9 protein-coding genes and 3 tRNA genes are annotated in these 14234 nt (G+C 57.3%); 5 read left to right on the top strand and 7 right to left on the bottom strand.

Annotated elements, in window-relative coordinates; genetic code table 11:
- Positions 1-3 precede the first annotated feature (3 nt).
- The 3 genes from A15D_RS04710 to A15D_RS04700 all read right to left on the bottom strand — a co-directional run bounded on the left by A15D_RS04710 (position 4) and on the right by A15D_RS04700 (position 7972).
- Positions 4-4146, bottom strand: a complete 4143-nt coding sequence (locus A15D_RS04710) for a caspase domain-containing protein (protein WP_102790968.1) — start codon at positions 4144-4146, stop codon at positions 4-6.
- 159 nt (positions 4147-4305) lie between these two features.
- Entirely contained in the window at positions 4306-6906 is a 2601-nt protein-coding gene (acnB, locus tag A15D_RS04705) for a bifunctional aconitate hydratase 2/2-methylisocitrate dehydratase (RefSeq protein WP_102790967.1), read from the bottom strand.
- Positions 6907-7087: 181 nt separating this feature from the next.
- Entirely contained in the window at positions 7088-7972 is an 885-nt protein-coding gene (locus A15D_RS04700; protein WP_233192077.1) for a lysophospholipid acyltransferase family protein, read from the bottom strand.
- 139 nt (positions 7973-8111) lie between these two features.
- Between A15D_RS04700 and A15D_RS04695 the strand changes: the two genes are divergently transcribed.
- A complete protein-coding gene (locus A15D_RS04695; RefSeq protein WP_022986583.1) occupies positions 8112-8717 on the top strand; it encodes a tRNA-(ms[2]io[6]A)-hydroxylase in 606 nt (201 codons plus the stop codon).
- Positions 8718-8865: 148 nt separating this feature from the next.
- Here A15D_RS04695 and A15D_RS04690 read toward each other — a convergent pair whose 3' ends face one another.
- The 3 genes from A15D_RS04690 to A15D_RS04680 are packed head-to-tail and all read right to left on the bottom strand — an operon-like array spanning position 8866 to position 10694.
- Positions 8866-9597 (bottom strand): UDP-2,3-diacylglucosamine diphosphatase, encoded by a 732-nt coding sequence (locus A15D_RS04690; protein ID WP_102790965.1) that lies wholly within the window; start codon positions 9595-9597, stop codon positions 8866-8868.
- A 2-nt stretch (positions 9598-9599) separates the two neighbouring features.
- Positions 9600-10193 carry a peptidylprolyl isomerase gene (locus A15D_RS04685; RefSeq protein ID WP_102790964.1) on the bottom strand — a complete coding sequence of 198 codons (594 nt, stop codon included), beginning with the start codon at positions 10191-10193 and terminating at the stop codon, positions 9600-9602.
- A 3-nt stretch (positions 10194-10196) separates the two neighbouring features.
- A complete protein-coding gene (locus tag A15D_RS04680; protein ID WP_102790963.1) occupies positions 10197-10694 on the bottom strand; it encodes a peptidylprolyl isomerase in 498 nt (165 codons plus the stop codon).
- Between the two features lie 132 nt (positions 10695-10826).
- On the opposite strand from A15D_RS04680, the gene A15D_RS04675 reads away from it, so the two are divergent.
- Positions 10827-12509: a glutamine--tRNA ligase/YqeY domain fusion protein gene (locus A15D_RS04675; protein WP_102790962.1), complete on the top strand. Its 1683-nt coding sequence runs from the start codon at positions 10827-10829 to the stop codon at positions 12507-12509.
- A gap of 221 nt (positions 12510-12730) precedes the next feature.
- On the opposite strand, the gene folD is transcribed toward A15D_RS04675, so the two are convergent.
- On the bottom strand, positions 12731-13576 hold the full coding sequence (gene folD, locus A15D_RS04670; RefSeq protein ID WP_031227022.1) for a bifunctional methylenetetrahydrofolate dehydrogenase/methenyltetrahydrofolate cyclohydrolase FolD: 846 nt from the start codon (positions 13574-13576) through the stop codon (positions 12731-12733).
- A gap of 227 nt (positions 13577-13803) precedes the next feature.
- On the opposite strand from folD, the gene A15D_RS04665 reads away from it, so the two are divergent.
- The 3 genes from A15D_RS04665 (at position 13804) to A15D_RS04655 (ending at position 14078) form a co-directional block, all read left to right on the top strand.
- A tRNA-Pro gene (locus A15D_RS04665) sits at positions 13804-13880 on the top strand.
- 22 nt (positions 13881-13902) lie between these two features.
- Positions 13903-13979 (top strand) — tRNA-Arg (locus A15D_RS04660).
- A gap of 23 nt (positions 13980-14002) precedes the next feature.
- Positions 14003-14078 (top strand) — tRNA-His (locus A15D_RS04655).
- Positions 14079-14234: the final 156 nt, after the last annotated feature.

The raw sequence follows: 14234 nt of genomic DNA, 5'->3' as shown, positions 1-14234 counted from the left end.
TATTCAGAAAACGGCGAAATCGATATCCAGGTTGTATTTACGGGTGGTAGGCCGCTGCCGACCGTTGGTCAGGCGTGTTACTTCGCGATAGGTGAAATCGCGGAGTTCGGCGGTGGTGACCTCACCATCTCCGTTGCTGTCTGCACGCTTGTTGGTCAGTGCATTGATGACACTAGCCGTAAAAATCCCGTTCTGGATAGCCTCGGTTTCAAGTGCGAATTCCTGTCCGCCAGATGCACTGATGATGATCGCTCCAGTAGAAGCACGCAGATCCACAAAGGCGTTCTGCAAAAGCGCGTAGGAGATGCCCGGAGATGCTTCTGATTGAGGTTGTGCTCTGACGGACAGACCGCGACTTTGTACTCCCGGTGGCAGTTCCAGACGGGCTACCGGCTCTGTGACTTCCCCTGAGTGGCAAGTATCCAGCATCAGCAGTTTGTTTCTCGAGGGAATTCCGTCGAGCAGTCGGTTGATGTCCTCGTAGGGCAGCCCTTTGCTCGCGGGAGTGGCAATGTCAATATCCGAGGTTCCAAAGAAGTAGTTGTCCTGTTCGTCAAGAAAACCGTGCCCGGCCAGAAATACGACGACGTGATCCTGCGCTGTCCCTTGGTTGAGAAACGCCTTGGCATCACGGACCGAGCGCGCGGTGACCTGGCGGTCCAGCAAGGTAAAGCGGTGAACCTCGCGGTATTGATCACTGGCGCCAAGGGCGTTGGCCAGATCGGTGGCATCTTTGGCGGCGTAGCGCAGGTCGAGACGGTCATCAGCATAATCCGAGACACCAATGGTAAGCAGATAGAGCGCTGGCTTGCGGTTGTTATCAGCCTGGTTGTAAGTGAGGAAACGGGTTTCTGATTGCAGGCCGTCATCGGTGCTGACGTAAGCCCGGATGTTGTTTCTGCCGGGTGTCAGATCAATCGACAGGGTGCCGTGGTTGTTTTTCAGGGGTAGGCCCTGCTGGCCAAACACCGGCACCTGATTCACCTGCATGTGTAGTGTCAGGTCCGAATGTTTGGCGTCCTCAACCGCATACGTCAAGCTAATCTGGTCCATTCGTTGAAGCAGCTCCTGTGGGCCGCTCAGGGTCAATGCTGGTTTATCTATATTCAGAGGCATCCGTGAGGGATGGCCATGATGACGTTGCTGCCGATGGCTGACCAGTTTTTCCCAGAGCATGCGGCTGTTGGGCGTAGCGTATCCGAGACGCTGCAGTACAATATCCGGTCGATTTAGCCAGTAATCGTATTGTGCGTAATCAAATACCTTGCTGTCTTGCACAAAACTGGCGTTGTGCAGTGCGCGAGGGGTCGACCAGTAGTAGCCATCGGGCGAGTTGATAACAAATTCACCCGACTTGTCGATGCTGATGGTTGCCACCAAGCGTGGGTGGCGGTTGCCGATATCCGGTTTCACCAATACCTGATCGAGTTGCGTGCTTACCGTGTTGAGCCGGAAGTTGCCGCTGGGTATGTCTGTCCGCCAGATCTTGATAGTGCCGTTGCTGGAGGCAGTGATGACCGCGCGCTCGTTCAGTTGTTCGAGGGCGGTGATGTGTCCCTGGTGGGCTTCCACAATGGTTTCAAGGACCAGACCGGAGCGAATATCCCGGATATTCAGGTTGCCACTGTCATCGGCATTCCACAGTTGGCCATTGGGGGTCGCCTGCATCAGTTCAGAGCGCCCCCACAGTGGGTACATCTCCATGAGCGGTTTGCCAGAGGTATCAAACTGCTGGATCACATCAATGGCCGGGTTGAACGCAGAGGAATAACCGGTCAGTCCGGAAACGAAAAATGTCTCCGTCAGTTTGTCGTATTCCAGGGACTGCTTGCCAAGCTGGGTATAGGGAAGATCCAGTGTCACGCCAGCATGAGGAAGGAGGACCTTGCCTTGATCGATTCTCACCGCCAGTGAGCGGCTCTGTTCGTCAAAGAGAACAAATTCATGGACTGTCGAATCAAAACGATACCATTCGGTTGAGGTGTCCTCGGCAACGTCATACTCATAGAGAATGTTGTCTCTCGCGTAGACGATTCCCTTGTCGGTGAAGGCATGGTCGGCGATCTGAAAGTTGAGTGTACGGACCAGTGCCGGATCGTCGGTGCTGGCGATTAGCTCCATGCCGCTGGCAGAGACATGCATCCACTTGTTATTTAGCTGTGCGCTATTAACCGGCAAAGGCAACGCGCTTTTGTGCAAATTCAGGGACGACAGATCCAGGACAAACATGTCACCTTTGCCAATGGCGCCGGTGGTGACGGTCAACGCTTCCTGCTGAACAGAGAGACTGTTGATCGGGTAGAACTGGCGGGAAAGCGTATCAATGACTTGTCCGGTGAGTGAGTCACGAATCAGGATATCGTCATCGGTAAACTGGTCGTCGTATTGAACCGTGCGGTTGAAGAGCAGGGCCCGGCTTTCAGACACTGCGGCATGGTGATTCACGGCTGGACTGTGGGGCAGGGCATACGGAGTAAACTGACCGTCAAGCGTATAAGTGCCGTTATCGGCGATGATGGTGCCCGGGCCGGAAAACACCAGGTTGCTGCTTAGGGCAGCCACCCAGACGCTTTGGTTGTCGTAATTGATCGTGCCGCATTCGGCGGGGAATTCCGTGCAATACAGCAGTATTGGTTGTTCCGGGTGGAGTGTCAGTGAGGTTATCTGCCGCTGGCCCGGTTTACTGTAATGATCGGGCAGGATCAGATCCGGGACGCTAATGGGGGATGTGGATTCCTTGAAGGAGATGGCAGGTTGGTCGCAGTAGCTTTCTTGCGGATCCGACTTTTCACGGCAGGGCCGGTTACTGATGGTCAGCTCATGCACAGAGACTCGAAGGTCCTCTCCTATGGTAACAAGGCGGCCATCGGACGCGGTGGCCATGACCATGGGGGAGGAATGTTCAAGGCGCTGGCGATGCTGAAGTTTGCCCCAGGCGGTGTTCCAGATCTCCAGTTCATTTTGGTTGTTGATTGATACAGGGTAGACCCCGAACAGGGCGCTGGTACGCAACTCTCGGTCAACCTGGAATGAGGCATCGAAATGGCCACCGAAGGGCTGATAGCCATTGCCCAACATGACCCAGCCGAGAAACCCTCTAGGGCCATAATCCCCCACATAGACCGCTTTGCCGCTGTTGGTCATGTGCAGATTCTGTCCGCCTGCCCGTGTGGTAAACAACGCCTTGCGCTGGGCAAGATCCCAAAACGTTAACCATGAAGTCTGGCTGCTGTATTCCCGGGTCAGAAACGCAAGCTGCCCTGTCTGGTCGGAATAAGCCATCCCTTGTACCCGGCCGCTGGGCTGTTGAGCAGGAAGAATCTCGGGTGCGAGTGTGCTGATGGGCAGGTCACTGTAGGCAAAGCCAAAGGAAATCTGACGCCGGTCGTAGAAGGGGATCCCGCTTTCCACCAGATCAATCCCGTATTCCTTGATGAGCAGAACAGGGCGGCCGGTGGCAGCCAGGACCCAGAACCACACCTTTCCGGTCATCACTGTACCGTTGATTTCATTGCGGGTTTCTACCGCAAATTCAGCCACGTCACGTTCCCACATTCGGGTAATCGAGGTGAGCTGAATGCTGCCCTCCTGGGCATGAAAATCACTCCGCTCGGTGGGCGTCAGGGGGTAGCGCTTGCCAATGTCAAAGTTCCTTGAAGAGGCGCTCCTGATGACGGTGTGGTAGCTGGTATTGCCGAGTGCAATGTCGCGAAAGAGCTGTTCGGATGCGTCAGGGGATGCCACCGGTTCACCTTCCGAGAGGGGCAGGAAGACAGGTGAACCGTCGCTCCCCATAAAATAGCGGTACGTCTTGCCTTGGTGAGCCGTGGGCAGGAAGGCCGAGTTGTCCATGAGGTCGTGACTGTCTCTCTCGGCGTCTGCCAGATAGGCAATGGCCCATTCATCATGTGTGCCCAGGCGTTTGGCGGGGTCTATATGGATCAACTGGTAGAGGCTGGAAGACTCGTGTCGCTGGAAAGATTGCTGGTCCTTGTCCTGTCTGGCTCGGCGGCTAATTGCAACATTTCTTGCCACCGTCGCAGATGCGCCTGCGGGAAGCGCAAAGGCGGGAATGTTCAGTGCCTGGGAAGCTGGACTGATCAAGACGAGTAGAGGAAGGATAAGGGAAACAATACGCTTGGGCATTCTGCTAACCGTCAGAAGGATTGCATCGATTTTGACAGCCGGTTGACGCAAAGCAAGCGGGCACGATCCCGGCGGGCCCTGAAAGGGTGTCCGATGGATCCTGAAAGCAAAAAGCCCGGCACTTGGCCGGGCTTTTTGTGGTGAAGCGATTACCGTGTCTTAGACAGACTGGGCAACCGGGATCTTCACGGTGTCTGCCACTTCTTGGTACTCCGGCAGCTTGTCGAAGTTCAGATAGCGGTAGATTTCTGCGGACATGGAGTCGATGGTGTTCGCGTATTCCATGTACTCGGCGGCGCTAGGCAGCTTGCCGAGGATGGACGCCACGGACGCCAGTTCAGCAGACGCCAGGTACACATCCGCACCCTGACCCAGACGGTTCGGGAAGTTACGGGTGGAGGTGGATACCGCAGTGGACTTCGGCGCGATGCGAGCCTGGTTACCCATACACAGGGAACAGCCCGGCATTTCGGTACGTGCACCGGCACTACCGAAGATGTTGTAGTAGCCTTCTTCGGTCAGCTGATGTTGATCCATCTTGGTCGGCGGGGCGATCCACAGACGGGTCGGCATGGTGCCGCTTTCCACTTTCTGCAGCAGTTTACCAGCAGCACGGAAGTGGCCGATGTTGGTCATACAGGAGCCGATGAACACTTCGTCGATCTTGGCGCCAGCCACGTCAGACAGGGTCTTGGCATCGTCCGGATCGTTCGGGCAGCACAGTACCGGCTCTTTGATTTCGTCCATGTTGATTTCGATGACGGTGTGGTACTCGGCATCGGCGTCAGCACGCATCAGGCTCGGGTTGGCCAGCCACTCTTCCATGCCGGTGATACGACGCTCAATGGTACGGGCATCGCCGTAACCGTTGGCAATCATCCACTTCAGCATGGTGATGTTGGACTTCAGGTACTCAGCCACGCTCTCTTCGGAGAGGGTGATGGTACAGCCTGCAGCAGAACGCTCGGCAGAGGCATCAGACAGTTCGAATGCCTGCTCTACGGTCAGCTCTTCCAGACCTTCGATTTCCAGGATGCGGCCGTTGAAGACATTAACCTTGCCCGCTTTAGCGACGGTCAGGTGGCCTTCCTTGATGGCTTGCAGCGGAATGGCATGTACCAGATCACGCAGGGTAATACCCGGCTGACGCTTACCGGTGAAGCGAACCAGTACGGATTCCGGCATGTCCAGCGGCATAACGCCGGTGGCAGCAGCAAAGGCTACCAGACCGGAACCGGCCGGGAAGGAGATGCCCATGGGGAAACGGGTGTGGGAGTCCCCCCCGGTGCCCACGGTATCAGGCAGCAGCATACGGTTCAGCCAGGAGTGGATGATGCCGTCGCCCGGACGCAGGGAAACACCGCCACGGTTCATGATGAAGTCGGGCAGGGTGTGCTGGGTTTCAACGTCAACCGGCTTCGGGTAAGCGGCGGTGTGACAGAAGGACTGCATTACCAGGTCAGCCTGGAAGCCCAGACAGGCCAGATCTTTCAGCTCGTCACGGGTCATCGGGCCAGTGGTGTCCTGGGAACCCACGGTGGTCATTTTCGGCTCGCAGTAGGTGCCCGGACGGACGCCTTCCATGCCACAGGCCTTGCCGACCATCTTCTGGGCCAGGGAGTAACCCTTGCCGCTGTCGTTGGGCTGCTCTGGCTTGCGGAACAGGGTGCTGGGCTCGAGACCCAGGCACTCACGGGCCTTGGTGGTCAGGCCGCGACCAATGATCAGGTTGATACGACCGCCGGCACGGACTTCGTCCAGCAGTACCTGGGAGCGCAGATCGAATTCAGCGATGACTTCGCCGTTCTTCTCAACCTTGCCCGCGAACGGGAAGACGTCGATCTGGTCGCCGGTTTCCATTTTGGAAACGTCGCACTCGAAAGGCAGGGCGCCGGAATCTTCCATGGTGTTGAAGAAGATAGGCGCAATTTTACCGCCGATACACACACCGCCAGCACGCTTGTTCGGTACGAACGGGATGTCGTCACCGAAGTGCCAGAGTACGGAGTTGGTTGCAGACTTACGGGAAGAACCGGTACCGACAACATCACCTACGTAGGCAACAGGCAGGCCTTTGGCCTTCAGTTCTTCCATCTGTTTCAGCGGGCCGATCTCGCCGTCTTTCTCAGGGAAGATGCCTTCACGGGCGTTTTTCAGCATGGCATTGGCGTGAACCGGGATGTCCGGGCGGCTCCAGGCGTCCTGTGCAGGAGACAGGTCGTCGGTGTTGGTTTCGCCGGTGACCTTGAAGACGGTCAGGGACATTTTTTCAGCCAGGTCTTCACGCTTGGTGAACCATTCGGCCTCGGCCCAGGATTCGATGACTTCCTTGGCTTTGGCGTTGCCGGCTTTCATCTTGTCTTCCACGTCGTGGAAAGCATCAAATACCAGCAGGGTGTGCTTGAGCTGTTCGGCAGCTTCTTCTACCAGTTCGGCGTCGTCCAGGGCTTCCACCAGCGGCGCGACATTGTAGCCACCCTGCATGGTGCCCAGCAGCTGTACCGCACGCTTCTTGTCGATCAGCGGGGAGCTGGCTTCGCCTTTCACAATCGCGCTCAGGAAGGCGGCTTTTACGTATGCAGCCTGGTCCACGCCCGGCGGAACGCGGTTAACGAACAGGTCCTGAATGAATTCTTCTTCACCAGCCGGCGGGTTCTTCAGCAGTTCTACCAGGTCGGCAACCTGCTGCTCGTTCAGCGGCTTTGGCGGCACGCCTTCGGCGGCGCGCTCTTCAACATGTTTGCGATAGGCTTCTAGCACAGCGTTTCCCTCTTGCTCAAATTGGCTGAATTCTTTTGGAAATCAGTCTTTTAGGGTGTAACTGGGGGTTGGAATTGCGCGCGGAGTATAGCGGAAACGCCATCAACTGTTAAGTGAAACGACCGTTATGGGTATTCACCAGATGAATACTCATAATCACTTGGCGTAAGTTTTGGCCAACTCAATATGGGGCACGGATACCTGCTGGTGGCCGGCGAAAGCGCTTGTAGCTCCACAGGTACTGTTCAGGGCCTTCATTGATCAGTGCTTCGATGGACTGATTGAGGGCCACAAGAGACGTGTCCAGATCCGGATCCGCAATGGCGTTGTCCGCGGGCCGGAAGCGCAGCTCAAAACCCTGGGTGCCGGGCAGGCGCTTGGCCCAGGCCATAAAAGGCCGGGCACCGGTTTGCTGGACCAATTTGCAAGCCAGGGTGCCGGTGTAGGCGGGCTGGCCATAAAAGGGGGCATGACGACCACTGCGACGGTCGGGCACCTGATCAGGGAGGATGGCTGTCATGGCCCCTTTGCGCATGGCGCGCACGAGTCCAGCCACACCGCGGGCTGTGGTGGGGTACATGGTGGAGCCGAAGTGTTCACGTCCCTGTCGCACCAGTGCGTCGACTTCCGGTAACCCGGATGGGGCGAACATCACGTGCAGGTCGTAGTGATCGGCCAACCAGAAGTTAAGCACTTCCCAGCAGCCTAGATGCGGAGCCAGGATCATTACCGGTTTGCCGCTATCCACGGCCGCCTGCAGTGGCTCGCCGCCGTCGACCCGGACGACCCGCTTCAGACCGGCTTCGGGGTGATGCCAGAACAGGGCAATCTCGAAGGTATTCCGGATGCTCTCGACCAGCGATTGGCGTGCCAGCCGCTTGTGCTGGCGCGCAGACAGCTCGGGGTAGCAAAGCGCCAGATTGATCCTGGAATTGCGCAAGGCCGCGGTGGGCAAGGTGGCGATAAGGGTGCCAATCAGGGTTGCCAGCCAGCGGTTCAGCGTGAATGGCAGGCAGGCCACCAGGCGCAGGGCCAGTACGGCTGTGCGCCCTTTGAATGTCTGCATGCGTGGATTCGATCGTCTTCCCATGGCGGGGGAGTATACGAGTTGCAGCGCCGGGACGCAGCAGCCATGGGTAATAACCGCTTCATGTGTGTACCACTGCAGCGAGGCCGCTATAATACTGCTCCACCACGAGGACACCATGCACGATATTTCCCACATACAGCAGTTTTTGCCCTGCGCGACGCCACAGGCGTGGATTGACTGGGCGCTGCAGCACCCGGACATTCTGCTGATTGATCATGCCCATTGTGAAAAGAAGGCGGCCAGCACGGCGTTGAACCTGATGTTTCGCTATGTGGATCGCCCCGAGCTGCTGGATGCCCTCAGCCAACTTGCAAGGGAAGAGCTGCTGCATTTTGAGCAGGTGATCCAGATCATGCGCCAGCGTGGTGTCACCTATGATCACCTGTCTCCGGCCCGTTATGCGCAAGGCCTGCGTCAACATGTGCGCACTTCCGAGCCCGGGCGATTGGTGGATACCCTTATCGTCGGCGCATTAATCGAAGCCAGAAGCTGCGAACGCTTCGCCGCCCTGGCCCCCCACGTGGACGAAGAGCTGGGCCGTTACTACCGCTACCTGCTGAAAAGCGAGTCCCGTCACTACGAAGATTACCTGCGCCTGGCCGAACAATATGCCGGCGAGCCGATTGAGGAGCGGGTGGCATTCTTCAAGGTAGCAGAGCAGGAGTTGATCGAAACACCGGATGAAGCGTTTCGGTTTCATTCGGGAATCCCGAGGCAGTGAACAGTTAACAATTAACAGTGAACAGCTGCGCGACTAACGCCGAGGGTTCATAAACACATGAGGCCGTGTCCAGAGTATGGGCGCGGCCTCATGTGTAAAGATCAAAACAACCTGTTTCGCGACGCTGTTAACTGTTCACTATTCACTGTTAACTAATCGCAAAGCTCTCCAATCGCAACCCAAGCTCACTATCCGCCACAATCTGCCACCCAAGCGCCCCCCAGTCCCCCAGCACCCAGCGTTTGCCGGTGCCGTTGGGCAGGTCAACGTCGTGGACGTTGGGGCGGTGGGTATGGCCGTGGATGAGATGCTGGACACCAGCATCCGTCATTTCCCTGACCACTTCTTCCGGGGTTACATCCATGATGTTTTCCGCTTTATTGGCGTTCTTGCCCTGGCTTTGCATGCGCATGCCCTGAGCGATCATGCGGCGCTGCTCCAGGGGCTGCGAGAGCATCCCCTGTTGCCATTGCGGGCTACGCGCCATGGCGCGGAATTGCTGGTACTCGGTGTCCAGGGTGCACAGGCTGTCGCCGTGCATGAGCAGGGCCGGGGTGCCGTACAAATCGACCACAGTGCCCTCGTCCAGCAGGCTTCCGCCACAGGCGGCGGCGAAGTCCTGGCCAAGCAGAAAGTCGCGGTTGCCGTGCATGAAGTAAAGCTTGCTGCCGCTGTCAGCAAAACGCCGAAAGGCGGCGATGGCTTGCTGGTTGAACGGGGTGTCATCGTCGTCACCGATCCAGGCTTCAAACAGGTCGCCAAGCACATAGAGGGCATCGGTCTGGCCCGCATGGGTGTTGAGCAATGTCTCCAGTGCGGTCAGGTGTTCAGGCCGGGCCGGGTCGAGATGGAGGTCGGAAATGAACAGGCTGTAAGGCATGGTTACTGGGCGCCTTCTGCCTGCTGGGCCGGGGCTTCCAGTCGGTAAGCCTTGAGAATCAGTACCGTGGCTTCCGGCACGTCGTCAGCCATCATGCCACTGAGACGTTGGCTGGTGGTCGGCTCACGGGCGATATTGTCGACCACGTTCATGCCCTCTGTGACCTTGCCGAATACCGCATAGCCCCAGCCATACTTGTTACGACCAGTGAAATCCAGATTGCGGTTGTTCACCAGGTTGACGAAGAATTGCGCGGTAGCAGAGTGCGGGTCAGAGGTGCGAGCCATGGCCAGGGTGCCACGCAGATTACGAAGCCCGTTATCGGCCTCGTTCTGAATGGCCGCCCGGGTTTCCTTGCGCTGTCCGTTCTTGTCGAAGCCACCGCCCTGAATCATGAAGTTTTCGATGACACGGTGAAACTGGGTGCCGTCGTAATAGCCGCTGTCCACATAGTGCAGAAAGTTGGCCACGGAGATTGGGGCTTTGTCTTCGTACAGCTCCACGGTGATCGGGCCTGAGGTAGTTTCCAGGCGGACCAGGGGGTTGGCCCAAAGCAGGCCGGGGAGCAGGGCGATCAGAACAGCAGCAAGGCGCATGGCTTATTCCTCGATCAGCTCGGCAGATTCGATGATCACAGGCTCAACCGGTACGTCCTGGTGAAAGCCTGAGTTGCCGGTGGCGACCGCACGGATCTTCTCGACCACTTCCATGCCGTCGCAAACGGCACCAAATACGGCGTAACCCCAGCCATCCTGGCTGCGTTCCTTGTCCAGGAAGTGGTTGTCCGCCACGTTGATGAAGAACTGGGCAGAGGCAGAATGTGGATCCGGGGTGCGGGCCATGGCAATGGTGCCAACCTTGTTGGACAGGCCGTTGCCCGCTTCATTCTGGATAGGATCACGGGTGGGCTTTTGCTGCATGTCTTCGGTGAAACCGCCGCCCTGGATCATGAAATTGCTGATCACACGGTGGAAAATGGTGCCGTCAAAATGGCCATCCTTGACGTATTGCACGAAGTTTTCGGTGGTTCCGGGGGCTTTTTCTGCGTCCAGTTGCAGGGTGATTTTGCCGTAGGTTGTATTCAGCACCACTTTCATCGGGTTTTCTCCACAGGGTAGGGCCTGTAAGCCATAGCTGAAATTGCCACGGTGCGGGCCCAGAGTCTTTGACTGAAGGGGGTCGCACTGTACACTAGCGCACCTTTATTTTCACTGTATCCGGCGAAGGCAATGAGCGAAACCAAAGCGCCCAGCAATTTTATCAGACAGATCATCGATCGCGACCTTGCAGAAGGTAAAAATGACGGTCAGGTGGTCACCCGTTTCCCGCCGGAGCCCAATGGCTACCTGCATATCGGGCATGCCAAGTCCATCTGCCTGAATTTCGGTATTGCCGAAAGCTACCAGGGTGCCTGTCATCTGCGTTTTGACGACACCAACCCGGAAAAGGAAGAAGACGAGTACATTCAGTCGATCAAGCAGGATGTGGAATGGCTGGGTTTTGAGTGGGCGGGAGAGGTGCGTTTCGCCAGCAACTACTTCGACCGGCTGTATGAACTGGCCGTGCAGTTGATCCGCAAAGGGTTGGCGTATGTGGATCTTTCCAGTGCTGAGCAGATCCGTGAAATGCGGGGTTGGGCGCAGCAGGCAGGTACCCCCAGTGAGTACCGGGAGCAAAGCCCGGAAGAGGCGCTGGCCCAGTTCGAAAAGATGAAGAACGGCGAGTTCCCGGATGGCGGGGCGGTGCTGCGGGCGAAAATTGATCTGGCCAGCCCCAATATGAACTTGCGCGATCCGGTGCTTTACCGGGTGCGCCGTGCGACGCACCATCAGACCGGCGACAAGTGGGTTATCTACCCCATGTACGATTTCACCCACCCGCTGTCAGATGCCATTGAAGGCATTACCCACAGCTTGTGTACTCTGGAATTCGAGGATCACCGTCCTTTCTATGACTGGGTGGTAGCCAATACCGATGTTGGCGCTGAGCCACGCCAGTACGAATTTGCCCGTTTGAACCTCAACTACACGGTGACCAGCAAGCGCAAGCTCAAACAGCTGGTTGACGAGAAGCACGTGGATGGCTGGGATGACCCGAGGATGCCGACCATTTCCGGGATGCGACGCCGTGGCTATACCCCCGCCTCCCTGCGTACTTTCTGTGAGTCCGTAGGAGTGAGTCGGGCGGACTCCGTGGTCGATATGGGGATGCTGGAAGCGGCTATCCGTGATGACCTGAATCAGCATGCGCCCCGTGCCATGTGTGTGATTCGTCCGCTCAAACTGGTGATCGACAACTGGGAAGAGGGCAAGGAAGAATCGCTGACTGCGCCGGTGCATCCACAAAATGAAGCCATGGGAACTCGCCAGGTGCCCATGACCCGTGAGGTCTACATCGATCAGGACGATTTCCGGGAAGAAGCCAACAAGAAGTTCAAGCGACTGGTGCTGGGTGACCGGGTGCGGTTGCGCTATGGCTATGTGGTGCGTGCTACGGACGTAGTGAAGGACGATCAGGGTAACGTTATCGAGGTCCGCTGCAGCTATGATCCGGAGACGTTGGGCAAGAACCCTGAGAATGATGAAGGTCAGGGCAAATTGCGTGGTGTGATCCACTGGGTTAGTGCCAGTAAAGGGCTACCTTGTGAGGTTCGCCTATATGACCGGTTGTTTACGGTGGCAAACCCGGCCAAGGTAGAAGAAGGCCAGACGTTCCTGGAGAACATCAATCCTGAGTCTCTCAAGGTGGTGTCCGATTGCTGGGTAGAACCGGGCCTGCGCGGCGCATTGGCCGAAACCCGTTATCAGTTTGAGCGCGAGGGGTACTTCTGCGTAGATCAGGAGAGCACGGACGAGCGGTTGGTTTTTAACCAGACCGTGGGGCTGCGGGAGTCGTGGCCCAAGGACAGCTGATAAAGGCAGTGAATAGTTAACAGTGAATAGTGAATAGCTGCGCGGTTTCGTGTGGTGGTTGACTTAAGACAGAGAGGCCGCGCCCAGAGGTTGGGGGCGGCCTTTTTGTTGGTCGCGAAGAATGGTTAGACGCCCGACTTGAGACGTCGAGCTGCGATAAACCATAAAAAAAAACCGCGGCCAGCATGGGCTGGGCGCGGTTTTTGGGCGAGCAGCGGGACTTAACCCAGCGCCTTCTCGCCGGACTGCAGGGTCTGGAAAATCAGGGTGTTGATGGTCATGGGGCCGACGCCGCCGGGGACCGGGGTGTAGGCTGAGACGCGGTCCAGAAGGGGGGCGAGCTCAATGTCACCACATTTTTGCGGGTGGTAACCAGCATCAACGACCACGGCGCCATCCTTGATCCACTCTGCCTTGATGAATTCCGGCTTGCCGACCGCGCCGACCACGATATCCGCCTGTTTGATCAGTTCTGGCAGGTTTTGGGTGCGGCTGTGACAGATGGTAACCGTGGCATTGGCTTCCAGCATCATCATGGCCATGGGTTTGCCGAGGATGGCGCTGCGCCCCACGACTACGGCATGCTTGCCTTCCAGCTTGACCTGATAATGCTCCAGCAGGCGCATGATTCCCTTGGGGGTGGCACAACCGTAGGCGGCTTCGCCCATGCTCATGCGGCCAAAGCCCAGACAGGTGACGCCATCCACGTCTTTTTCCAGGCTGATGGCATCAAAGCAGGCCCGTTCGTCAATCTGCGCGGGCACCGGGTGCTGCAGCAGAATGCCGTGCACATCGGGGTTGTTGTTCAACTCGTCAATTTTGGCCAGCAGCTGTTCGGTTGTGGTGGTTTCCGGCAATTCAATGGCTACGGATTCCATCCCCACGCGGTGGCAGGCGTTGCCCTTCATTTTTACGTAGGTGGCGGAGGCCGGGTCGGCACCGACCAGAATGGTGGCCAGAATCGGGGTGCGGCCACCGGCTTTGGCTTTCAGGGCTTCGACACGTTCGCGCATTTCTTCTTCGAACTGCTGAGCCAGGGCCTTGCCGTCGAGAATCTGGGCGGTCATGGAATCTCTCTCTACATTATTGATGGTGAAGGGAATCAGGGGGCGCGATTTTCGCATGGCCCGACCTGTGGCGCAAAAGGAACTCCCTTGTGATCACGATGCTGTGATCACAAGTTGTTTAAAATCTGAACGTTAGGGATTTTTTCTTTCCCGGTGCGTTGACGCTTACCGGGGTGCCGAGTATTATGCGCGCCTCGCTTTCAAGCACTGTTGGCGTGACTGATAAACGGGGTGTAGCGCAGCCTGGTAGCGCGCCTGCTTTGGGAGCAGGATGTCGGGGGTTCGAATCCCTCCACCCCGACCATCAGATTAGCGGAACCTGCAATGCGCCTGTAGCTCAACCGGATAGAGCAACGGCCTTCTAAGCCGTCGGTTGCAGGTTCGAGTCCTGCCAGGCGTGCCAGGCAGGAAAGCAACAAGTTTATGGTGACTGTAGCTCAGTTGGTAGAGCCCCGGATTGTGACTCCGGTGGTCGGGGGTTCAAATCCCCTCAGTCACCCCATCTTAAAAGCCTCCGGGACACCCCGGAGGCTTTTTCGTATGTGCCTCCGGGTACTGCTGTCCGATGACCGGGCGGCTATGTAGGCAGGAAGGGCGGCATTGATTATAATCTGCGCCCTTGAATATTGATCGTCACGCTTCAAAGTGGTCGGCGAGC

It is taken from the genome of Alcanivorax sp. MD8A, from assembly GCF_002888555.1.
Lineage (GTDB): Bacteria > Pseudomonadota > Gammaproteobacteria > Pseudomonadales > Alcanivoracaceae > Alcanivorax.
This window is presented reverse-complemented; position numbering and strand designations above follow the sequence as displayed.